This window comes from Rubrivivax gelatinosus, assembly GCF_016583785.1.
Lineage (GTDB): Bacteria > Pseudomonadota > Gammaproteobacteria > Burkholderiales > Burkholderiaceae_C > Rubrivivax > Rubrivivax gelatinosus_B.
This window is the reverse complement of the sequence record NZ_NRRU01000005.1, coordinates 1-21,650: the sequence shown is the minus strand read 5'-3', so window position 1 is coordinate 21,650 and position 21,650 is coordinate 1. Positions and strand designations below refer to the sequence as shown.

The following is a 21,650-nucleotide window of genomic DNA, read 5'->3' as shown; positions in this document are numbered from 1 at the left end:
CGAAGAGGACTTGGCTGCGGCTGCGGCTGCGGCTGCCGGCGTGGCGGCCCCAATGAGCGCCGCGGCCACGGTCTGCGCCGCGCTCGGGCTCGCGGCGACGGCGGCGCAGCTCGACGCGCTCGACCGCTATCTGGCGCTGCTGCGGCGCTGGAACAGCACCTACAACCTGACGGCGGTGCGCGACCCCGAGCAGATGCTGACGCAGCACCTGGCCGACTGTCTGGCCGTCGTGAAGCCGCTGGCGCAACGCCTGCCGGCCGGGCGCGTGCTCGACGTCGGCAGCGGCGGTGGCCTGCCGGGTGTCGTGCTCGCCGTCATGGGCTGGGACGTTTCCTGCGTCGACACCGTCGGCAAGAAGGCGGCTTTCATCCGCCAGGTCGCGGCCGAGCTGCGGCTGGCCAAGCTGCATGCGGTGCATTCGCGCGTCGAACAGTGGCGCGCGCCGGCCTTCGACCTGATCACCTCGCGCGCCTTCGCCTCGCTGGCTGACTTTGTCACGTTGACCGGCTCGCATCTGAAGCCGGGCGGCTGCTGGATGGCGATGAAGGGCAGGCTGCCCGAGGACGAGATTGCGGCGCTGCCGGCCGACATCGAGGTGTTCCACGTGGAACAACTGGCGGTGCCGGGCCTGGACGCGCAGCGCTGCCTGGTCTGGATGCGCAAACGCTGAGCGTCTGCCGGGCGCCGAGGGCGCAATCTGCGCTACGCTCGGCGGCACCGGAAACGCAACCGTCCTCGCGACGGGATTCGCGCCGCACACTGCGCCGAACGCCGACCGGTCATTCACGAACCTCTTCGAAGCGCGCTTAGTCGCGTCGAGCATGCGCATCTTCTGTATCGCGAACCAGAAAGGCGGCGTCGGCAAGACGACGACCACCGTCAACCTCGCCGCCGGCCTGGCCCAGGTGGGCCAACGTGTGCTCGTCGTCGATCTGGACCCGCAGGGCAACGCGACCATGGGCTCGGGCGTCGACAAGCGAGCCTTGGCGCTGTCGGTCTACGACGTGCTGCTGGAAAGCGCCAGCGTCGCCGAAGCGCGCCAGCGCAGCGTCGCCGACTACGATGTGCTCGGCGCGAACCGCGAGCTGGCCGGAGCCGAAGTTGAGCTGGTGAAGCTGGAGCGCCGTGAGCGCCGGCTGAAGCTGGCGCTGGCCGCGGCCGAAGCCGACTACGACTTCGTGCTGATCGACTGCCCGCCCTCGCTCAGCCTGCTGACGCTGAACGGCTTGTGCGCCGCACACGGTGTCGTCGTGCCGATGCAGTGCGAGTACTTCGCGCTCGAAGGCCTGTCCGACCTGGTCAACACGATCAAGCAGGTGCACGCCAACCTGAACCCGGAGCTGAAGCTGATCGGCCTGCTGCGTGTGATGTTCGACCCGCGCATCACGCTGCAGCAGCAGGTGGCCGAGCAGCTGAAGGCGCACTTCGGCGACAAGGTGTTCAACACGGTGATCCCGCGCAACGTGCGCCTGGCAGAGGCGCCGAGCTACGGCCAGCCGGGCGTCACCTTCGACCCGGCCAGCAAGGGCGCACAGGCTTTCGTCGAGTTTGCGCGCGAGATGGTGCTGCGTGTCGGCTGAGACGCTGGCGGCCCGCGCCGAGGACGCCGGGCTGAACGCCGCAGCGCCGCGCGAGCAGCGCTGGCTGGACGGCTGGCTCGTGCGCTACTCGCCGGGCAAGGCCAAACGTGCACGCTGCATCAACGCCGTCGCCGAAGGCCGGCTGGCGCTGGACGAACGCATCGCGCTCGCCGCCGCGGTGTATCGCGACGCCGGGCTGCCGATGTTCGTGCGCATCACACCGTATACCCAGCCGCCGTCGCTGGATGCGGATCTGGCGGCGCGTGGCTGGGCCAGCCTGGACGACACCCGGGTGATGCTGGCGCCGGCTTTGGCGCCGGAGCTGGTGCACGAGGCCGAGGCGCCTGCGCCGGATGGTTTCACGTGGAACAGGCTGGCCGCCGAAGATTTTGCCGAAGCGATCGGTGAGCTGCGGGGTTCGCCGGCGTCGCAGCGCATCGCCCAGGCCCAGCGCCTCGCGGGCTCCCCGGTGCCGTACAGCGCGCTGGCGCTGGTGCGCCAGGCCGACGGCGCCATCGTCGCCTGCGGCCAGGTCGCGGTCGAAGCCGAGTTCGCGGGGCTGTACGACGTCTTCAGCGCGCCGGCCGCACGCGGCCAGGGCCATGCGTCACGGCTGTGCCGGCGGCTGCTGGGGCTGGCCATGGGGCAGGGTGCACGCGTCGGCTACCTGCAGGTCGAGGCCGACAACCTGCCGGCACGTGCGATCTACCGCCGGCTCGGTTTTGCCGACGCCTTCGCCTACCACTACCGGCAGGCGCCCGGGGTCTGAAAACGAGAACGGCGCCCCGCGGGGCGCCGTTGCACGGGCGGGCGTGGTCGGCCTAGAGACCGAGGCCTTCGTCCAGGCCCAGATGCAGGTTCATCGCCTGCACCGCGGCGCCGCTGGCGCCCTTGCCAAGGTTGTCCAGGCGCGCGACCAGCAGCAGCTGCTCGCCGTTGGCGAAGACGAGGATGTCGATGCGGTTGCTCTCGTTGTTGGCCTGCACATCGAGGAAACCGTGTTCCAGCGTCGCGCTGTCGCGCAGCGGCAGCACGCGGATGAAACGTTCGCCGGCGTAGTGCGCCTCGTAGGCGGCCTGGATGGCCTCGGGCGTCACGCCCGGCAGCTGGGACAGGTGCAGCGGCACCGACAGCGCCAGGCCCTTGTAGAACGGGCCGACGACGGGCACGAACAGCGGCGCCGCAGCCAGCCCGGTGTGTGCCTTCATCTCAGGCAGGTGCTTGTGCGCCAGGCCCAGCGCATAGGGGCGCGGCGCAGCGAGTTCCGGGTTCCCGCCGGCCTCGTACTGCTCGATCATCTTCTTGCCGCCGCCGGAGTAACCGGTGATCGACGTCGCGCTGACCGGCAGCGCGGCCGGCACCAGGCCGGCGTCGAGCAGCGGGCGAAGCAGCGCGACGAAGGCGGTGGCGTGGCAGCCGGGGTTGGTGATGCGTTTGGCGCTGCGCAGCGCGTCGCGCTGGCCCGGCGCCAGCTCGGGGAAGCCGTAGGTCCAGCCCGGCGCGGTACGGTGCGCGGTGCTGGCGTCGATGACGCAGGTGTCGGGGTTGTTCACCAGCGCCACCGCTTCGCGCGCGGCGGCGTCGGGCAGGCAGAGGAAGGCGACGTCGGCGGCGTTGAGCAGGCGCGCGCGTTCGGCGGCGTCCTTGCGCAGGTCGGGCGCGATCTTCAGCAGCTCGACGTCGCCGCGGCCCGCCAGGTATTCGTGGATACGCAGGCCCGTCGTGCCTTCCTGCCCGTCGACGTAGACCGTGTATGTCATCTCTGCCTCTCGCGCACAATCCATGGAGTGAACGGGCGAGGATAAGGCAAGGCGATGACCTTGGATGAACGTGTGCTGGTGCTGCCGGGCTGGCTGGGATCGGGCCCGCAGCACTGGCAGAGCCGCTGGGAGGCGCTGCACGGCTTCGTGCGTGTGCAGCAGTCGGACTGGGAATGGCCGCTGCGCGGCGACTGGATGGCGCAGCTGGAGGACGCGGTGCTGGCGGCACCGGGGCCGGTGCGGCTGGCGGCGCACAGCCTGGGCTGCCATCTCGTCAGCGCCTGGGCGGCGCATTCGCGGCACACGGCGCGCATCGCCGGCGCCCTGCTGGTCGCGCCGCCCGACCTGGAGCGCGACGAAACGCCGCTGCCGGTCGCGCGCTGGCGGCCGGCCTTGCGGCAAGCCTTGCCGTTTCCGGCGCGGGTGCTCTACAGCGACGACGATCCCTTCGCCACGCCCGAGGCTTCGCGCGGGCTCGCCGCCGACTGGGGCGCTGTGGCCGAAAGCCTGGGTGCCCGCGGCCATCTGAACGCCGAATCGGGCCTGGGCGACTGGCCCGAGGGTGTCGCTCGGCTGGCTGCACTCGCCGCTCGGTGACAATCACCACCATGGCGACAAAAAAACCGAAGGGGCTGGGCCTGGGCCTCGAAGCGCTGCTTGGCCCCAAAGTCTCCGATGCACCGGCCGGCGACGGCCAGCCGAGCACGCTGCGCCTCGACCAGCTCGAGCCCGGCCGCTACCAGCCGCGCACGCGCATGGACGAGGGCTCGCTCTACGAGCTCGCCGAGAGCATCAAGAGCCAGGGCGTGATGCAACCCATCCTCGTGCGCCCGGTCGGCCCGGGGCGCTGGGAGATCATCGCCGGCGAGCGCCGTTTCCGCGCCGCCCGCCTCGCGGGCCTGGACACGGTGCCGGTGCTGGTCAAGCCCGTTCCCGACGAAGCTGCCGCGGTGATGGCGCTGATCGAGAACATCCAGCGCGAAGACCTGAATGCGCTCGAAGAAGCCCAGGGCCTGCAGCGCCTGATCCACGAGTTCGGGCTGACGCACGAGCAGGCGGCGCAGGCCGTCGGCCGCTCGCGCAGCGCGGCGAGCAACCTGCTGCGCCTGCTGAACCTGGCGCCGCCGGTGCAGCAGATGCTGCTGGCGGGCGATCTTGACATGGGTCATGCCCGCGCCCTGCTGGCGCTGGAAGCGGCGCCTCAGGTCATGGCAGCGCACGAGATCAGCTCGCGCAAGCTGAGCGTGCGCGAAGCCGAGAAGCTGGTGCAGCGCCAGTCGCAGCCCGAATCGGCCGAGCGCGCGAAGGCGGCGCCGGCCAAGTCGCGCGACATCGTGCGGCTGGAGGAACGCCTGGCCGACGCGCTCTCGGCCAGTGTCGAGATCCGCGTGCGTGCGCGCGGCAAGCGCCAGGCGGGTGACATCACGATCAGCTTCGGTTCGCTCGACGAGCTGGGCGGCCTGCTGGAACGCCTCGGCCTGGCCGAGGAGTAGCGCGCTCCACGGCGCACCCGGCCGGTGCGTCGTCGCCGGCCGGCAACGGCCCGCATACCCTTACCGCCCCCCAGTCCGAAGGCCGATGCCCCGACAGGCTTATCGCCGTCGTCGCATCATCGGTGCGTGGTTGGCGGGTGGCGTGCAATCCGGCACGGCCGACGCAGCCGAAAACGCAGCGCGGCGTCGGCAGCGCCGGCAGGGCACATCTCTTGCAATGCAGGGGTGAGACGGATTCCTCGGAACAGGCGGTCGATGACAGGCCAAACCCGGTGGAAAACGTTGCCAGCCACGGGCAGGATGGACCTGCCTGCCGAGACGGTGGTCATGCACCACTGGCGAGAGACGGAAAGCTCTGATGGAGCCTGGGCCCGTACAGCCGGGACTTCATCAGAACTTCCCAGGCGCAGACGGATGGGATCGCACACGACCCCGCCGCCCGTGCCGCTACCCGACCAGGAGATCGCATGGACGTGATCGGCAACCTGAAGGCGCGCTACGAACGCCTCAGTGCGGAGGAGCTGTCGCTCGAGGACTACCTCGCGGAGTGCAAGCGCAACCCGCTGGCCTATGCCACCGCCGCCGAGCGCATGCTCCGCGCGATCGGTGAGCCGACGAGCATCGACACCCGCAACGACACGCGGCTGTCGCGCATCTTCGCCAACAAGATCATCAAGGTCTACCCGGCCTTCGCCGAGTTCTACGGCATGGAAGACGCGATCGAGCAGGTCGTGTCCTACTTCCGGCACGCGGCGCAGGGGCTGGAGGAGAAGAAGCAGATCCTGTATCTGCTGGGCCCCGTCGGCGGCGGCAAGAGCTCGATCGCCGAGCGCCTGAAGCAGCTGATGCAGGAGGTGCCGTTCTACGCGATCAAGGGCTCGCCGGTGAACGAGTCGCCGCTGGGCCTGTTCGACCCCGACGAGGACGGCCCCATCCTCGAGAGCGAGTTCGGCATCCCGCGCCGCTACCTGAACCGCATCATGAGCCCGTGGGCGGTGAAGCGGCTGGAGGAGTTCGGCGGCGACATCCGCCGCTTCAAGGTCGTCAAGCGCTTCCCGTCCATCCTGCGCCAGGTCGGCATCAGCAAGACCGAGCCGGGCGACGAGAACAACCAGGACATCAGCTCGCTGGTCGGCAAGGTCGACATCCGCCGGCTCGAGACCTACTCCCAGGACGACCCCGACGCCTACAGCTATTCCGGCGGCCTGTGCCTGTCCAACCAGGGTTTGCTCGAGTTCGTCGAGATGTTCAAGGCGCCGATCAAGGTGCTGCACCCGCTGCTGACGGCCACCCAGGAAGGCAACTTCAAGGGCACCGAAGGTTTCGGCGCGATCCCCTTCGACGGCGTCGTTCTCGCGCACAGCAACGAGAGCGAGTGGAAGGCCTTCCGCAACAACAAGAACAACGAGGCTTTCCTCGACCGCATCTACATCGTCAAGGTGCCGTACTGCCTGCGCGTCAGCGAAGAGGTCAAGATCTACGAGAAGCTGCTGCGCAACTCGTCGCTGGCCCAGGCCACCTGCGCGCCCGGCACGCTGAAGATGATGAGCCAGTTCGCCATCCTCACGCGGCTGAAGGAGCCCGAGAACTCGTCGCTGTTCAGCAAGATGCTGGTCTACGACGGCGAGAACCTGAAGGACACCGACCCGCGCGCCAAGAGCTACCAGGAGTACCGCGACTACGCCGGCGTCGACGAAGGCATGAGCGGCGTCTCGACGCGCTTCGCCTACAAGATCCTGTCCAAGGTCTTCAACTTCGACAGCACCGAAGTTGCCGCCAACCCGGTGCACCTGATGTACGTGCTGGAGCAGCAGATCGAGCGCGAGCAGTTCCCGGCCGAGTTCGAGCAGAAGTACACCGGATTCATCAAGGAACTGCTGGCGCCGAAGTACGCCGAGTTCATCGGCAAGGAGATCCAGACCGCGTACCTGGAGAGCTACTCCGAATACGGTCAGAACATCTTCGACCGCTACGTCACCTACGCCGACTACTGGATCCAGGACCACGAGTACCGCGACACCGACACCGGCGAGGTCTTCGACCGCGCCGCGCTCAACGGCGAACTCGAGAAGATCGAGAAACCCGCCGGCATCGCCAACCCGAAGGACTTCCGCAACGAGATCGTCAACTTCGTGCTGCGTGCGCGCGCCAACAACCAGGGCAAGAACCCGGTCTGGACCAGCTACGAGAAGCTGCGCACCGTGATCGAGAAGAAGATGTTCTCGAACACCGAGGAGTTGCTGCCGGTCATCAGCTTCAACGCCAAGGCCAGCGCCGACGAAGCCAAGAAGCACGAGGACTTCGTCACCCGCATGGTCGCCAAGGGCTACACGCCCAAGCAGGTGCGGCTGCTGTGCGAGTGGTACCTGCGCGTCAGAAAGAGTAGCTGATGGTGCCCCCGAGCTCGCTTTCGCTCGCTACCCCCCAAGGGGGCCGTCCGCCTGCGGCCCGGCGAAGCCGGATCCGCGGCGGGAAGCTTGATCGCATAGGCTGAGGCCGAGGATGCAGCAAATCATTGACCGCAGGCTCGCCGGCAAGAACAAGTCGATCGGCAACCGCGAGCGTTTCCTGCGCCGCCACAAGGACCAGATCCGCGAGGCGGTCAAACGTGCGATCGACGGCCGCGGCATCCGCGACATCGAACGCGGCGAGGAGATCCACATCCCGAAGAAGGACCTGTCCGAGCCGGTGTTCGGCCACGGCCAGGGCGGGGTGCGCGAGATCGTGCATCCGGGCAACCAGGAGTACATCCGCGGCGACCGCATCGAACGTCCGAAGGGCGGCGGCGCGGGTGGCGGGTCGGGCAGCGGCCAGGCCAGCGACCAGGGCGAAGGCGAGGACGACTTCGTCTTCGCGCTGTCCAAGGAAGAGTTCATGCAGGTCTTCTTCGAGGACCTGGCGCTGCCGCACCTGGTGCGCACCCAGCTCGCCGAGGTGCCCGAGTGGAAGAGCCACCGCGCCGGCTTCACCAACGACGGCACGCCGAACAACCTGCACGTCGTGCGCTCGATGCGCGGGGCGATCGGCCGGCGCATCGCGATCGGCGCGGCCTCGCGGCGTGGTCTGCGCGAACTCGAGGAGCGGCTGGCGACGCTGAAAGCTGAAGTCCAGCCCGGGGATCTGGCCGGCGAAGGCGAGATCAAGGCGCTCGAGGAGGAGATCGCGCTGTTGCGCGCCAGGATCGAGCGCATCCCCTACCTGGATCCGATTGACCTGCGCTTTCGCAACCGCGTGCGCGTGCCGGTGCCGACCAGCAAGGCGGTGATGTTCTGCCTGATGGACGTCTCGGGGTCGATGGACGAGGCGCGCAAGGAGCTGTCCAAGCGTTTCTTCATCCTGCTCTACCTCTTCCTGACGCGGCACTACGACAAGATCGAACTCGTCTTCATCCGCCACCACACGCAGGCGCAGGAGGTCGACGAACACGACTTCTTCCACGCCCGCGAGACCGGCGGCACCGTGGTGTCGAGCGCGCTGGTGCTGATGGAAGAGATCATCCGCGCGCGCTACAGCCCGAGCGAGTGGAACATCTACGGCGCCCAGGCCAGCGACGGCGACAACTGGCACCACGACAGCGGCCGCTGCCGCGAGCTGCTGGGCGACAAGCTGCTGCCGCTGGTGCGCTACTACGCCTACGTCCAGGTGGCCGAGGAAGAGCAGAACCTCTGGGAGGAATACACCCAGCTGCAGGCCGCCAACCGCCACTTCGCGATGCGCAAGGCCACCAGCGCCGACCAGATCTACCCGGTCTTCCGCGACCTGTTCAAGAAGGAAGGGGCGCAGGCGGCATGAGACACGCAAGCGCACGCACGCTGCTCACCGAGCCGATCCCGATCGCCGAACGCCCGGGCGAGGCGCTGCCGGGGCCTAGCGACTGGTCCTTCGAGCTGGTCGACAAGTACCACGCGATCATCCGCGCGACCGCGGCGCGTTTCGGCCTGGACACCTACCCGAACCAGCTCGAGATCATCACCGCCGAGCAGATGATGGACGCCTACGCGTCGGTCGGCATGCCGGTGAACTACCGCCACTGGAGCTACGGCAAGGAGTTCATCTCCACCGAGAAGAACTACAAGCGCGGCCACATGGGCCTGGCCTACGAGATCGTCATCAACTCCAACCCCTGCATCAGCTACCTGATGGAGGAGAACACGATGGCGATGCAGGCGCTCGTCATCGCCCATGCCGCCTACGGCCACAACAGCTTCTTCAAGGGCAACTACCTGTTCCGGATGTGGACCGACGCGTCGTCGATCATCGACTACCTGGTCTACGCCAAGGACTATGTCGCCAAGTGCGAGGAGAAACACGGCCTGGACGCGGTCGAGACCTTTCTCGACAGCTGCCACGCGCTCGCCAATCACGGCGTCGACCGCTACCGCCGGCCCAGCCGCAAGTCGCTGGCGCAGGAACTGGCCGAGCGCCTGGACCGCGAGGCCTACGTGCAGCAGCAGGTCAACGACCTGTGGCGCACGCTGCCGCGGCGCGCCGAGAAGGACTCGCCGGCGGCCGAGAACAAACGTTTCCCCGAAGAGCCGCAGGAGAACCTGCTGTACTTCATCGAGAAGAACGCGCCGCTGCTCGAACCCTGGCAGCGCGAGATCGTGCGCATCGTGCGCAAGGTCGCCCAGTACTTCTATCCGCAGCGCCAGACCCAGGTGATGAACGAAGGCTGGGCCACCTTCTGGCACTACAAGCTGCTCAACCAGATGTACGACGACGGCTACCTGACCGACGGCGTGATGATCGAGTGGCTGAAGTCGCACACCAACGTCATCTACCAACCGCCGGTCGGCCACCGCGCCTACAGCGGCATCAACCCGTACGCGCTCGGCTTCGCGATGTACAACGACATCCAGCGCATCTGCGAGAAGCCGACAGACGAGGACCGCCAGTGGTTCCCCGAGATCGCCGGCACGCCCTGGCTGCCGGCGCTCGACCAGGCGATGCGCAACTTCAAGGACGAGAGCTTCGTCGGCCAGTACCTGAGCCCCAAGCTGATGCGCGACCTGCGGCTGTTCACCATCCTCGACGACGAGAAGCAGAACGAACTCGAGATCAGCGCGATCCACGACGAAGCCGGCTACCGGCGCGTGCGCGAATCCCTCTCGCACCAGTACGACCTGGGCACGCGCGAGCCCAACATCCAGGTCTGGAACGTCAACCTGCGCGGCGACCGTTCGTTGACGCTGCGCCACTTCCAGCACAACGACCGGCCGCTGCACGAGAGCGCGAACGAGGTCCTGAAACACGTCGCCCGGCTCTGGGGTTTTGCGGTGCACCTGGAGAGCGTCAACGGGCGCAGCGACGTCACCAAACGCTGGAGCGTCACCGCGCCGGCCTGAACCCGGTGCGCCGGGCCTGTCGCGCGGGTGCTCAGCGCAGGAAGATCTTGCCCGGGTTCAGGATGTCCAGCGGGTCCAGCGCCTGCTTGATCGCGCGCATCAGCGCGATACCGCCGGGCCCGGCTTCCTCCTCGAGAAAGCCGATCTTGTGCAGGCCGATGCCGTGTTCGCCGCTGCAGCTGCCTTCGAGCGCGATCGCGAGCCGCACCATGCGTTCGCTCATCGCTTCGGCCGTCGCACGCTCGGCCGCGTCGCCGTCCTTCACCAGATAGGCGAGGTGGAAGTTGCCGTCGCCGACGTGGCCGACGATGTAGTAGGGCAGGCCCGAGGCCTCGGCGTCGGCGACCGAGGCTTCGACGATCTCGGCCAGGTGCGAGATCGGTACGCAGGTGTCGGTCGTCACCGAGCGTGTGCCGGGATGCTGCTGCAGGCCGGCGAAGTAGGCGCGGTGGCGCGCCGCCCACAGCCGGCTGCGTTCTTCGGGCGTGCTCGCCCACTCGAAGTCCTCGCCGCCGAGTTCGGCGGCAATCGCCTGCACCGCCTCGGCCTGCTCCTTCACGCCCGCGGGGCTGCCGTGGAACTCCATCAGCAGCATCGGCGCCTCGCGCAGCGCCAGCCCCGACTGGCGGTTGACGGCGCGCACCGCGTTCACGTCCAGCAGCTCGCAGCGTGCGATCGGCACGCCGAGCTGGATCGTCTGGATCGTCGCCCGCACCGCCGAGGCGACGTCGGCGAAGTGGCAGACCGCCGCGCTCACCGCCTCGGGCAGCGGATACAGGCGCACGGTGATCTCGGTCATCACGCCCAGCGTGCCTTCGCTGCCGACGAACAGCCGCGTCAGGTCGTAGCCCGCGGCCGACTTGCGCGCCCGTGTGCCGGTGCGCACGACCTCGCCGCGGCCGGTGACGACCGTGAGCGCGAGCACGTTCTCGCGCATCGTGCCGTAGCGCACCGCGTTCGTGCCGCTGGCGCGTGTCGCGGCCATGCCACCGATCGACGCGTTGGCGCCCGGATCGACCGGGAAGAACAGGCCCAGCGAACGCAGCTCGGCGTTCAGCTGCTCGCGCGTGACGCCGGCCTGGACCGTCGCCGTCAGGTCTTCGGCGGCGATGCGCAGGATGCGCGTCATGCGCGACAGGTCGATGCTGACGCCGCCCTGCACCGCCAGCAGCTGGCCTTCGAGCGAGGAACCGGCTCCGTAGGGGATCACCGGCACGCGGTGCTCGGCAGCCAGCCGGACGACAGCCGCCACTTCCTCTGTGGTTTCGCAGAACACCACGGCGTCGGGCGGTGTCGTCGGAAACGGCGACTCGTCGCGGCCGTGCTGCAGCCGCACGGCTTCGGCGCTGCTCAGGCGCGGGCCGAACAAGGCCTGCAGCGCGACGCTCATCGCCTCGGGCAGGGGCCTGCGCGGCGCGCTTGCCGCGCCATCGTGGGTCAGGGCGCTCACGGCCTTCTCCTCGTGCGTGGCGCGGGGCCGCGGCCACAAAACCATGGGCCCGGCATTCTAGGAGCGGCGGCGAAGTCAGCCGACGCAGCGAGCGCCTCAGGCGCCAGGCCGGCTGACCGTCACCGGGAAGCCGGTGCGGTATTCCTCGAAGCTCAGGTAACCGTCGCGGTTCTCGTCGTATTGCTCGAACTTGCTGCCGACGGTCGGCAGCCGCGCCGCTTCGGCGCGCGAGAGCCTGCCGTCGCGGTCGGTGTCGGCGCGGTCGTAGGCGGCACGCACCGGGTCGGCCGGCGGGTGCGGGCTGTCCTGGGCCGCCACGACGGCGGCCGCGGCGCCCAGCAGCGCGCCGACGACGGCGCGCTGCAGCGGCAAGAGGCTGGGTTTCACGGCTGCTCCTCGGGCTGCGGTCCCGGGCACCGGCAAGCGCGGCGCCTGGTGACGAGAGAGCAAACGCTCACATCCGCTCAGAGAGCCTGCACCGCCGGCGCCGGCTGATGCCCGGCGGCAAGCCGAGCGCGGCGCGCCTTCACGGCTGCGGCCAGACCGTCGAGCACGCCGACCGAATCGTCCCAGCCGATGCAGGCGTCGGTGATGCTGACGCCGTAATCCAGCGCCGCCGCCCGGTCCTTGCCGGCGCTGAACTTCTGCGCGCCGGCCTTCAGGTGGCTCTCGACCATGACGCCGAAGATGCAGCGGTTGCCGGCGGCGAGCTGGGCGCCGACGTCGCGCATCACCTCGATCTGGCGCTGGTGCTGCTTGCTGCTGTTGGCGTGGCTGGCGTCGATCATCAGCCGGCACGGCAGCTTGCTCGCCTCGATCTCGGCGCAGGCCGCGGCGACGCTGGCGGCGTCGTAGTTCGGCGCCTTGCCGCCGCGCAGGATGACGTGGCAGTCCTTGTTGCCGCGGGTCTCGACGATCGCCACCTGGCCGTTCTTGTGCACCGACAGGAAGTGGTGCGGCCGCGCCGCGGCCTGGATCGCGTCGGTCGCGATCTTGATGTTGCCGTCGGTGCCGTTCTTGAAGCCCACCGGCGCCGACAGTCCCGAAGCCAGTTCGCGGTGCACCTGGCTTTCGGTCGTGCGCGCGCCGATCGCGCCCCAGGCGATCAGGTCGCCGATGTACTGCGGCGAGATCACGTCGAGGAACTCGCTGGCCGCCGGCACGCCCTGGCGGTTGATGTCGACGAGCAGCTGGCGCGCGATGCGCAGGCCTTCGTCTATACGGAAGCTCTCGTCGAGGTAGGGGTCGTTGATCAGGCCCTTCCAGCCGACCGTGGTGCGCGGTTTCTCGAAATAGACGCGCATCACGATCTCGAGCTCGCCTGCGTGGCGCTCGCGTTCGACACGCAGGCGCCGTGCGTACTCAAGCGCCGCGGCCGGGTCGTGGATCGAACACGGGCCGACGATGACCAGCAGCCGGTCGTCGTGGCCGGCCATGATGTCGCGGATCTTCTGCCGCGTGCCCGAAACCAGGGTCTCGACCGGCGTGCCGGCGATCGGGAAGAAGCGGATCAGGTGGTCCGGCGGCGGCAGCGGCGTGACGTCGCGGATGCGCTGGTCGTCGGTCTGGCTGGTCTTCTCGCTCAGCGCGTAGCGCCCTTCGGCGGCTGCGGCGGATTTCGGGCTCATGACGGTGCTTCCTGTGGATCGGGTGCGGGCGAAAAAAAACCGCCGGGGCTGCCGGCGGTTTTCTGGGTTCGGGTGCGTTGCGTCTACGCGTTTGCCTCTCCAGCCGCCGGACGGGGCGAGAACCAGAAGAACGCAAAGAAATAGGCGAAGGAACGCATCGGGGTCGAATGTAGCACGCCTGTTTTGACGCTGCGCTGACGCCTCAGTAAGCCTGGGCGCCGAAACCGGCCGTTTGCAACGCAGCGACGACGTCGGCGACATGGCGCGGGTTGCGTGTCTGCAGCACCAGCTCGACCTCGACGTTCTGCGCCGACAGCGTCGAGAACGCACGCTGGTGGTGGACCTCGTCGATGTTGGCGCCGGCCTGGGCGACGACCGAGGTGATCTTGGCCAGCACGCCCGGCGTGTCGCGTGCGCCGACGCGGATGCGCGCCAGGCGCCCGGCGCGCACCATGCCGCGGCCGATGATGGCCGACAGCAGCATCGGGTCGATGTTGCCGCCGCAGAGCACCAGGCCGACCTTGCGCCCGGCGTAGCGCTCGGGCTCCTTCAGCAGCGCCGCCAGCCCGGCGGCGCCGGCGCCTTCGACCAGCGTCTTCTCGATCTCGAGCAGCATCACGATCGCCTGCTCGATGTCGCCTTCGTCGACCAGCACCAGGTCGTCGACACGCTCGGCGATCAGCGCACGCGTGATCTCGCCCGGCTGGCCGACGGCGATGCCTTCGGCGATCGTCGTCAGCCCCTGCGGGTGCTGCGTTCCCTTGACCGCGTTGACCATCGCTGGGAAACGCGCGGTCTGCACGCCGATGATGCGGATGTCAGGACGCACGGCGCGCACCGCGGTGGCGATGCCGCTGATCAGCCCGCCGCCGCCGACGGCGATCACCAGCGTGTCCAGCTCGGGCTGGGCGCGCAGCATCTCCAGGCCTATCGTGCCCTGGCCGGCGATGACCAGCGGGTCGTCGAAGGGGTGCACGAAAGCCAGCTTCTGCTCTTCGGCGATCGCCAGCGCACGATCGCGCGCCTCGTCGAAGCTCTCGCCGTGCAGCACCACTTCGGCACCGAAACCCAGCGTGCGCTCGACCTTCACCGTCGGCGTGTGCACCGGCATCACGATGACGGCGCGCAGCCCCAGGCGCTGCGCGTGGTGCGCGACGCCTTGCGCGTGGTTGCCGGCGGACGCGGCGACGACGCCGGCGACGCCTTGTTTGGCCAGCGCCAGCAGCTTGTTCAGCGCACCGCGTTCCTTGAACGAAGCGGTGAACTGCAGGTTCTCGAACTTCAGGAAGACCTGCGCGCCGATGATCTGGCCGATCGTGCGGCTCTCGACGCAGGGCGTGTCCAGCACGTGGCCGGCCAGGCGGCCGGCGGCGGCTTCGATGTCGGCGTATTCGACGGCGGCCATCAGGCGGTACCCCCGACGGTCAGGCGTTCGATGCGCAGCGTCGGCTGGCCCACGCCTACCGGCACGCTCTGGCCTTCCTTGCCGCAGGTGCCGACGCCGGTGTCGAGTTCGAGGTCGTTGCCGATCATGCTGACGCGCTTGAGCGCCTCCGGCCCGCTGCCGATGATGGTCGCGCCCTTGACCGGGTACTGGATCTTGCCCTTCTCGACCCAGAAGGCCTCGCTCGCCGAGAACACGAACTTGCCGCTGGTGATGTCGACCTGGCCGCCGCCGAAGTTGGTCGCATACAGGCCGCGCTTCATCGACGCGACGATCTCGTCGCGCGTCTTGTCGCCGGCCAGCATGTAGGTGTTGGTCATGCGCGGCATCGGCAGGTGGGCGTAGCTTTCGCGGCGGCCGTTGCCGGTGGGCTTCACGCCCATCAGGCGCGCGTTCAGGCTGTCCTGGATGTAGCCGACGAGGATGCCGTCCTCGATCAGCACGTTGCGCTGCGAGGCCACGCCTTCGTCGTCGACGTTGAGCGAGCCGCGGCGGTCGGGCAGAGTGCCGTCGTCGAGCACGGTGACGCCAGCGGCGGCGACACGCTGGCCCAGCCGGCCCGAGAACGCGCTCGAACCCTTGCGGTTGAAGTCGCCCTCCAGCCCGTGGCCGACGGCCTCGTGCAGCAGCACGCCGGGCCAGCCCGGGCCGAGCACGACGGTCATTTCGCCGGCCGGCACCGGCCGGCTCTCGAGGTTGGTCAGCGCAGCGTTGACCGCCTGCTGCGCGTACTCCTCCAGCACCTTGTCGCTGAAGTAGCCCAGGCCGAAACGCCCGCCGCCGCCGCCGCTGCCGACTTCGCGCCGGCCGTCCTGTTCGGCGATCACGGTGATCGACAGCCGCACCAGCGGGCGCACGTCGGCGGCGCGTGTGCCGTCGGCGCGTGCGACGAAGATCAGGTCGTACTCGGCCGCCAGGCCGGCCATCACCTGGACGACCCGCGGGTCCTTGGCACGCGCCAGCTTCTCGATGCGTTCGAGCAGCGCCACCTTCTGCGCGCTGTCCAGCGTCGCGATCGGGTCCATCGGCGCATACAGCGCGCGGCTGACGGCGATGCGCGGCGCGCGCGCGAGCTTGACGCGTTTGTTCTGGCCGGCCGCGGCGATCGTGCGCACGGTGCGTGCGGCGTCCAGCAGCGCGGCTTCGGACAGGTCGTCGCTGTAGGCGAAGGCGGTCTTCTCGCCGGCGACGGCGCGCACGCCGACACCCTGGTCGATGCTGAAGCTGCCGCCCTTGACGATGCCTTCCTCCAGGCTCCAGCCTTCGTGGCGCGTGGTCTGGAAGTACAGGTCGGCGTCGTCGACGCGGTGCTCGCGGATCGTCGCCAGCGCACGCGCCAGCGTCGTTTCGCTGATGCCGGCGGGTTCGAGCAGCGAGGACTGCGCGATCGCCAGGCGTTCGAGGGTGGGTTCGCGAGTGATCATCGGCTGCCTTGTCGTGGATGGGGAAATTGTAGAAGTCGCCCCGTACCCCCTCGCGGGCCGATGGCGCTTCACGTTTCTTTACGGCCCAGTAACCAAACTGCGGTGCGCAGCGGTCTGGGCCGGCGCGTTGTTCTGAGGGCGGAGGCCATGTTGGCCCACCGCGAACCTCAAAGGAACACTGAATGACCTCGATTCGCACCCTGCTTGCTGCTGCCGGTCTGACGCTTGCCGCCGCCGGTGCGTTCGCCCAGACCGCTGCCCCGGCCGCGCCCGCCGCGACCCCGGAACCGGCTGCCGCCACCGCCTCCGCCCCTGCCAAGCCGGCCAAGCATGCCGCCAAGCACAAGGCCACCAAGGCCAAGGCCGCCACGCCGGCTGCCGCAGCTTCGGAAGCGGTCGCGAAGTAAGACCTTCAGCCGCGCCGCGCCAAGGCCTCCTGGTACAGCGCGTTGCGCGGCGCGCCGCTGATCTCGGCGGCGAGCGCGACGGCCTGCTTCAGCGGCAGCTCGCGCATCAACACCTCCAGTGCATGCAGCGCCGCCGCCGGCAGCGCTTCTTCGGCCACGGTCGCCAGCGCATGCAGCACCAGCACGAACTCCCCCCGCACGCGGTTCGCATCCGCCGCCAGCCAGCCGGGCAGCTCGGCCGCCGCCATCGTCGCGACGGTCTCGAACTGCTTGGTCAGCTCGCGGCACAGCGTGACCCGGCGCTCGGGCGCGCCTTCGGCCAGCGCCTGGGCCAGCGCCTCGATGCGGTGCGGGGCTTCGAACAGCACCTGCGTCGTGTGCTTGGCCAGGCTGGCGGCGAGCGCCTCGCGCCGTTCGCCGCCGCGCGACGCCAGGAAACCGACGAACTCGAAACCCGTGCCGACGGTGTCGCCGGCGACGCTCAGCGCCGCCACCGCGCTGCTCGCGCCCGGCACCGGCACCACCTTGTGGCCGGCCGCAGCCGCGGCCGCGACCAGCACCGCACCCGGGTCCGAAACCGCCGGCGTGCCGGCGTCGCTGACGTAGGCCACGGCCTGCCCGGCCGCCAGGCGCGACAGCAGGCCTGCGCTCGCGTCGTGTTCGTTGTGGGCGTGCAGCGCGACCAGCGGCTTGTCCAGCCCCAGGTGGCGCAGCAGTTGCGCGCCGACACGCGTGTCCTCGCAGGCGACCGCGTCGGCGCGGGCAAGCACGTGCACCGCACGCAGCGTCAGGTCGGCGAGATTGCCGATCGGCGTGGCGACGACGTAGAGTGCGCCGGGCGGGAACTGCTGGCCGCCGGCGGCGGCGGCGGCCGCTGCGAGCAGCGCGGAGGGCGTGATGTTCAAGGGCGCGGGCGGGCAGGGGACGAAGGCGCTCGGCGATGCCGCCGAGACTCGGGCGCTGGCCTGGCTGCAAACGCGCGGCCTGACACTGCTGGAGCGCAATTATCGGGTCGCACGCGGCCCGCACGCGCGCGGCGGCGAAGTCGACCTGATCCTGCGCGACCGCGACGGCACGCTGGTCTTCGTCGAGGTGCGCTCGCGCGCCGGACGCGGCTTCGGCGGTGCCGCCGCCAGCATCGGTGCGGCCAAGCGCGCGCGCCTGATCTATGCGGCGCAGCACTACCTGATGCGCTGGCGCGCACCGCCGCCCTGCCGCTTCGACGTCGTCGTGCTGGAGGACGGCCGCATCGAATGGCTGCAGGCGGCGTTCGACGCCGCTTGAACCCGCGCGCCCCGGGGTCGCCCCGGACCCGGGGCTTATGATCGCCGCGCCATGCTAGAGCAGCGTATTCAGCAACAATTCTTCGACAGCGCCGACCTGAAGTACCAGACCGCCGAGACGCTGTCGCGCCCGGTCGCCGAAGCCTGCGGCGCGCTGATCGGCGCCGTCACCTCCGGCGGCAAGCTGATGATCGGCGGCGGCGGTGCCGCTTCGGCGCTGGCGCTGCACTTCGCGCAGCGACTGGTCGGCAGCTACGAACGTGAACGCCCGCCGCTGCCGGCGATGGTGCTCGGTGCCGACGCGGCGCAGCAGATCCAGGCACTGGGCCATCCCGGCGACGTGCTGTTCTGGATCGAGCCCGCCGACGGCGATGGCGTCGCCGCGAGCGCCGCCATCGCCGCCGCGCACGACAAGGACATGACCGTGGCGGGCCTGACCGCCGGCACCGGCCCCGCGGCCGCTGCCGTCGCCGGGCAGCTCGCCGAAACCGACGTCAAGGTGGCGATCCCGCACGCCCGCGGCGGCCGCGCGCTCGAACTCGAGCTGCTCGTGCTGCACTGCCTGTGCGACGCGATCGACCTGCAACTGATGGGAGAACTGGACCCGTGAACATTCGTTTCGTGATGCGCCCGCTGGCGCTGACCCTGGCCGCCTGCGCCGCCGCTGCTTCGCTGTCGGCCTGCGCGCCGCTGATCGTCGGCGGCGCCATGGTCGGTGGCAGCCTGATGGTGATCGACCGCCGCACCTCGGGCGCCCAGGTCGAGGACCAGGCCATCGAGCTCAAGGGCGCGTCCGCGGTGCGCGACCTGGCCACGCTCGGCCACGTCAACGTCACCAGCTACAACCGCATGGTGCTGCTGACCGGCGAGGTGCCGGCCGAAGAGGACCGCGCGCGCGTCGAGAACGCGGTGCGCCGCGTCGAGAACGTGCGCCAGGTCACGAACGAGCTCGTCGTCGCCGGCAACAGCTCGCTGGGCTCGCGCTCCAACGACTCGATCCTGACGAGCAAGGTCAAGGCGACCTTCGTCGACGCCAAGGACCTGCAGTCGCCGTCGATCAAGGTGACCACCGAACGCGCCGTCGTCTACCTGATGGGCCGCGTCACCGAACGCGAAGCGACGCGCGCCTCCGACCTGGCGCGTTCGGTCTCGGGCGTGAACAAGGTCGTGCGTGTCTTCGAGATGATCTCCGAGGCCGAACTGGCCAACCTGCAGAAAGCCACCCAGGCTTCGACGCCCGCATCGGGCTCGCGCTGACGCAGTCGGCGGCGGGCTGGTCGCCCGCCGCTGCTCACGTTCACCCCAGCCGCTTGATCAGGCTGGAGGTGTCCCAGCGCCGGCCGCCCTGCTGCTGGATGTCGGCGTAGAACTGGTCGACGAGCGCCGTCACCGGCACGCGTGCGCCGTTGCGCCGCGCTTCGTCGAGCACCAGACCCAGGTCCTTGCGCATCCAGTCGACGGCGAAGCCGAAGTCGAACTTGCCTTCGACCATCGTGCGGCCGCGGTTGTCCAGCTGCCAGCTTTGCGCCGCGCCCTTGCCGATGACGTCGAGCACCAGCGGCATGTCCAGCCCGGCGTGCTGGCCGAAGGCGATGGCCTCGGCCAGGCCCTGGACCAGGCCGGCGATCGCGACCTGGTTGACCATCTTCGCCAGCTGACCGGCGCCGCTCGCGCCGATGCGCGTGACCGCGCGCGAGAAGGCCAGCGCCACCGGCTTCATCGCTTCGAACGGCGCTTCGTCGCCGCCGCACATCACCGTCAGCACGCCGTTGACGGCGCCGGCCTGGCCGCCCGAGACCGGGGCGTCGACGAAGTGCAGGCCCCGTGCCGCGGCGACGCCGTGCAGCTCGCGCGCGACCTCGGCCGAGGCGGTGGTGTGGTCGACGAAGACCGCGCCCGGCGCCATGCCGGCGAAGGCGCCGTCGTCGCCGGTGGTGACGGCACGCAGGTCGTCGTCGTTGCCGACGCAGGCGAAGACGAACTCGGCACCGGCGGCGGCTGCGGCCGGCGTCGGTGCGCTCTGGCCACCGTGTTCGGCGACCCAGGCGGCGGCTTTGGCGGCACTGCGGTTGTAGACCGTGACGCGGTGGCCGGCGCGTGCCAGGTGGCCGGCCATCGGGTAGCCCATCACGCCCAGGCCGATGAAGGCGACGGTGCGCGGCGGGGTCGGGTCGTAGGTCTTGCTCATCGGCGGCTCTCGGTTCGGCTGGGGAAGGCCGATTCTGCCGCCGGCGCCGGCGGCGCTCAGATCACGCGCATGTTCTCGGTGCCGGCCGCGAGGTCGGTGTTGCGCGCGCGTTTGCTGTTGAGCTTGATCTGCAGCCGCAGGTCGTTGAGCGAGTCGGCGTTGCGCAGCGCGTCCTCGTAGGTGACGGCGCCGGCTTCGTAGAGGTCGAACAGCGACTGGTCGAAGGTCTGCATGCCGAGCTCGCGCGAGCGCTTCATCAGCTCCTTGATGTCGCCGATCTCGCCCTTGAAGATCATGTCCGAGACCAGCGGCGTGTTCAGCATGATCTCCACCGCCGCGATGCGCCCGCGCCCCTGCTCGCGCGGCAGCAGGCGCTGGCTGACCAGCGCCTTCAGGTTCAGCGACAGGTCCATCAGCAGCTGGCCGCGGCGCTCCTCGGGGAAGAAGTTGATGATGCGGTCCAGCGCCTGGTTGGCGCTGTTGGCGTGCAGCGTGGCCATGCACAGGTGGCCGGTCTCGGAGAACGCGACCGCGTGCTCCATGGTCTCGCGGTCGCGGATCTCGCCCATCAGGATCACGTCGGGCGCCTGGCGCAGCGTGTTCTTCAGCGCCTGCTCCCAGCCGTCGGTGTCGACGCCGACCTCGCGCTGCGTGACGATGCAGTTCTTGTGCGGGTGCACGAACTCGATCGGGTCCTCGACGGTGATGATGTGGCCGTAGGAGTTCTCGTTGCGCCAGTCCACCATCGCCGCCAGCGAGGTGCTTTTGCCCGAGCCGGTGGCGCCGACGAAGATCACCAGGCCGCGTTTGGACATCGCGATGTCCTTGAGCACCTTCGGCAGGCCCAGCGTGTCGATCGTCGGCAGCGTCTGCGGGATCGTGCGCAGCACCAGCCCGACCTGGCCCTGCTGCATGAAGGCGTTGACGCGGAAGCGCCCCACGCCCTGCGGGCTGATCGCGAAGTTGCACTCCTTGGTGCGCTCGAACTCGGCGGCCTGCTTGTCGTTCATCACCGCGCGCGCCAGCTGCAGCGTGTGCTGCCCGGTCAGCGGCTGCGGCGAGACCTTGGTGACCTTGCCGTCGACCTTGATCGCCGGCGGAAACTCGGCCGTCAGGAACAGGTCTGAGCCGCTGCGCGTGATCATCAGCCTCAACAGGTCGTTGACGAACTTCGAGGCCTGGTCGCGTTCCATGTGTTCTCCCGGTATCGATCAGGCGTCGCCCAGCAGGGCCGACAGCCGCGTGCTGGTCTGGCGCAGCCGCAGCGACAGCCGCCGCGCCAGCGCCGCGAGCAGCAGCAGCGCCAGGTGGGCATCGTCGTTCATCAGCGCCAGCAGCTGCGCCGTCTCGAGCACCGCCAGCACGCAGGGCTCGGCGGTACGGCAGTGTGACAGCCGCGGCCCCGCGTCCAGCAGCGACATCTCGCCGAGCACGTCGCCCGGCCTCACCTCGGCCAGCCGGGCGTTGGCCCCCGCGCCCTGGCGTTCGACGACCACCATGCCCTCGAGCACGACGATCATGAACTCGCCCGGCTCGTCCTGGACGATCAGGCGCTTGCCGGCACCGACGCGCACGAACCCCAGATAAGGCGCCAGCCGCGCCATCGACTCCGCGTCGAAAGGCCGCCGCCCGCCCGCCCACAACGCCG

Annotated in this window: 22 protein-coding genes; 12 read left to right on the top strand and 10 right to left on the bottom strand. The window is 69.6% G+C overall.

Annotation, left to right across the window (positions count from 1 at the left end):
* Window positions 1-52 precede the first annotated feature (52 nt).
* The 3 genes from rsmG (at window position 53) to CKO43_RS26280 (ending at window position 2,349) form a co-directional block, all read left to right on the top strand.
* On the top strand, window positions 53-670 hold the full coding sequence (gene rsmG / locus CKO43_RS02435) for a 16S rRNA (guanine(527)-N(7))-methyltransferase RsmG (RefSeq protein ID WP_200377760.1): 618 nt from the start codon (window positions 53-55) through the stop codon (window positions 668-670).
* A 151-nt stretch (window positions 671-821) separates the two neighbouring features.
* Complete coding sequence (locus CKO43_RS02430) at window positions 822-1,580, top strand: ParA family protein (RefSeq protein ID WP_200226618.1); 759 nt, start codon at window positions 822-824, stop codon at window positions 1,578-1,580.
* Window positions 1,570-2,349 carry a GNAT family N-acetyltransferase gene (locus CKO43_RS26280; protein WP_200377721.1) on the top strand — a complete coding sequence of 260 codons (780 nt, stop codon included), beginning with the start codon at window positions 1,570-1,572 and terminating at the stop codon, window positions 2,347-2,349. Before CKO43_RS02430 ends, CKO43_RS26280 begins: the two co-directional genes overlap by 11 nt.
* A gap of 52 nt (window positions 2,350-2,401) precedes the next feature.
* On the opposite strand, the gene argC is transcribed toward CKO43_RS26280, so the two are convergent.
* Window positions 2,402-3,340, bottom strand: coding sequence for an N-acetyl-gamma-glutamyl-phosphate reductase (gene argC, locus CKO43_RS02420; RefSeq protein ID WP_200377720.1), 939 nt, complete (start codon window positions 3,338-3,340; stop codon window positions 2,402-2,404).
* A 54-nt stretch (window positions 3,341-3,394) separates the two neighbouring features.
* On the opposite strand from argC, the gene CKO43_RS02415 reads away from it, so the two are divergent.
* The 5 genes from CKO43_RS02415 to CKO43_RS02395 all read left to right on the top strand — a co-directional run bounded on the left by CKO43_RS02415 (window position 3,395) and on the right by CKO43_RS02395 (window position 10,178).
* Entirely contained in the window at window positions 3,395-3,937 is a 543-nt protein-coding gene (locus CKO43_RS02415) for an RBBP9/YdeN family alpha/beta hydrolase (RefSeq protein WP_200377719.1), read from the top strand.
* Between the two features lie 11 nt (window positions 3,938-3,948).
* Complete coding sequence (locus CKO43_RS02410) at window positions 3,949-4,833, top strand: ParB/RepB/Spo0J family partition protein (RefSeq protein WP_200377718.1); 885 nt, start codon at window positions 3,949-3,951, stop codon at window positions 4,831-4,833.
* Between the two features lie 467 nt (window positions 4,834-5,300).
* Window positions 5,301-7,223 (top strand): PrkA family serine protein kinase, encoded by a 1,923-nt coding sequence (locus CKO43_RS02405; RefSeq protein ID WP_200226625.1) that lies wholly within the window; start codon window positions 5,301-5,303, stop codon window positions 7,221-7,223.
* Window positions 7,224-7,335: 112 nt separating this feature from the next.
* Entirely contained in the window at window positions 7,336-8,625 is a 1,290-nt protein-coding gene (locus CKO43_RS02400; protein WP_200226627.1) for a YeaH/YhbH family protein, read from the top strand.
* Window positions 8,622-10,178 (top strand): SpoVR family protein, encoded by a 1,557-nt coding sequence (locus CKO43_RS02395; protein WP_200226628.1) that lies wholly within the window; start codon window positions 8,622-8,624, stop codon window positions 10,176-10,178. The genes CKO43_RS02400 and CKO43_RS02395 overlap by 4 nt, the downstream gene beginning before the upstream one ends.
* Before the next feature lie 31 nt (window positions 10,179-10,209).
* Here CKO43_RS02395 and CKO43_RS02390 read toward each other — a convergent pair whose 3' ends face one another.
* From CKO43_RS02390 to tldD, 5 genes are all read right to left on the bottom strand, one after another.
* Window positions 10,210-11,568, bottom strand: a complete 1,359-nt coding sequence (locus tag CKO43_RS02390) for an FAD-binding oxidoreductase (protein ID WP_242481032.1) — start codon at window positions 11,566-11,568, stop codon at window positions 10,210-10,212.
* Between the two features lie 156 nt (window positions 11,569-11,724).
* Complete coding sequence (locus tag CKO43_RS02385; RefSeq protein ID WP_200377716.1) at window positions 11,725-12,015, bottom strand: EF-hand domain-containing protein; 291 nt, start codon at window positions 12,013-12,015, stop codon at window positions 11,725-11,727.
* A gap of 77 nt (window positions 12,016-12,092) precedes the next feature.
* Window positions 12,093-13,256, bottom strand: coding sequence for a 3-deoxy-7-phosphoheptulonate synthase (locus CKO43_RS02380; protein WP_200377715.1), 1,164 nt, complete (start codon window positions 13,254-13,256; stop codon window positions 12,093-12,095).
* Window positions 13,257-13,458: 202 nt separating this feature from the next.
* The gene (locus tag CKO43_RS02375; RefSeq protein ID WP_200226632.1) at window positions 13,459-14,661 is read right to left on the bottom strand and encodes a threonine ammonia-lyase; all 1,203 of its coding nucleotides are present in this window, start codon (window positions 14,659-14,661) and stop codon (window positions 13,459-13,461) included.
* Entirely contained in the window at window positions 14,661-16,124 is a 1,464-nt protein-coding gene (tldD, locus tag CKO43_RS02370; protein WP_200226634.1) for a metalloprotease TldD, read from the bottom strand. Before tldD ends, CKO43_RS02375 begins: the two co-directional genes overlap by 1 nt.
* A gap of 182 nt (window positions 16,125-16,306) precedes the next feature.
* Here tldD and CKO43_RS02365 point away from each other — a divergent pair, with 182 nt between their 5' ends.
* Complete coding sequence (locus CKO43_RS02365; RefSeq protein ID WP_200226635.1) at window positions 16,307-16,531, top strand: hypothetical protein; 225 nt, start codon at window positions 16,307-16,309, stop codon at window positions 16,529-16,531.
* 5 nt (window positions 16,532-16,536) lie between these two features.
* On the opposite strand, the gene rsmI is transcribed toward CKO43_RS02365, so the two are convergent.
* Window positions 16,537-17,436: a 16S rRNA (cytidine(1402)-2'-O)-methyltransferase gene (rsmI, locus tag CKO43_RS02360; protein ID WP_200226636.1), complete on the bottom strand. Its 900-nt coding sequence runs from the start codon at window positions 17,434-17,436 to the stop codon at window positions 16,537-16,539.
* Between rsmI and CKO43_RS02355 the strand changes: the two genes are divergently transcribed.
* Genes CKO43_RS02355 through CKO43_RS02345 form a run of 3 tightly spaced genes read left to right on the top strand, consistent with a single transcriptional unit; the run spans window position 17,429 to window position 19,071 of the window.
* Window positions 17,429-17,815, top strand: coding sequence for a YraN family protein (locus CKO43_RS02355; RefSeq protein WP_200226637.1), 387 nt, complete (start codon window positions 17,429-17,431; stop codon window positions 17,813-17,815). The two genes, rsmI and CKO43_RS02355, sit on opposite strands and share 8 nt — an antisense overlap.
* Before the next feature lie 51 nt (window positions 17,816-17,866).
* Window positions 17,867-18,424, top strand: coding sequence for an SIS domain-containing protein (locus CKO43_RS02350; RefSeq protein ID WP_200226638.1), 558 nt, complete (start codon window positions 17,867-17,869; stop codon window positions 18,422-18,424).
* A 14-nt stretch (window positions 18,425-18,438) separates the two neighbouring features.
* Entirely contained in the window at window positions 18,439-19,071 is a 633-nt protein-coding gene (locus CKO43_RS02345) for a BON domain-containing protein (RefSeq protein ID WP_200226702.1), read from the top strand.
* Between the two features lie 40 nt (window positions 19,072-19,111).
* Here CKO43_RS02345 and CKO43_RS02340 read toward each other — a convergent pair whose 3' ends face one another.
* From CKO43_RS02340 to CKO43_RS02330, 3 genes are all read right to left on the bottom strand, one after another.
* A complete protein-coding gene (locus CKO43_RS02340; RefSeq protein WP_200377714.1) occupies window positions 19,112-20,002 on the bottom strand; it encodes an NAD(P)-dependent oxidoreductase in 891 nt (296 codons plus the stop codon).
* A 56-nt stretch (window positions 20,003-20,058) separates the two neighbouring features.
* Window positions 20,059-21,195, bottom strand: a complete 1,137-nt coding sequence (locus CKO43_RS02335) for a PilT/PilU family type 4a pilus ATPase (protein WP_200226640.1) — start codon at window positions 21,193-21,195, stop codon at window positions 20,059-20,061.
* A gap of 18 nt (window positions 21,196-21,213) precedes the next feature.
* Window positions 21,214-21,650, bottom strand: a 437-nt coding sequence (locus tag CKO43_RS02330; RefSeq protein WP_200377713.1) for a cyclic nucleotide-binding domain-containing protein, incomplete at its 5' end; no start/stop codon positions are given.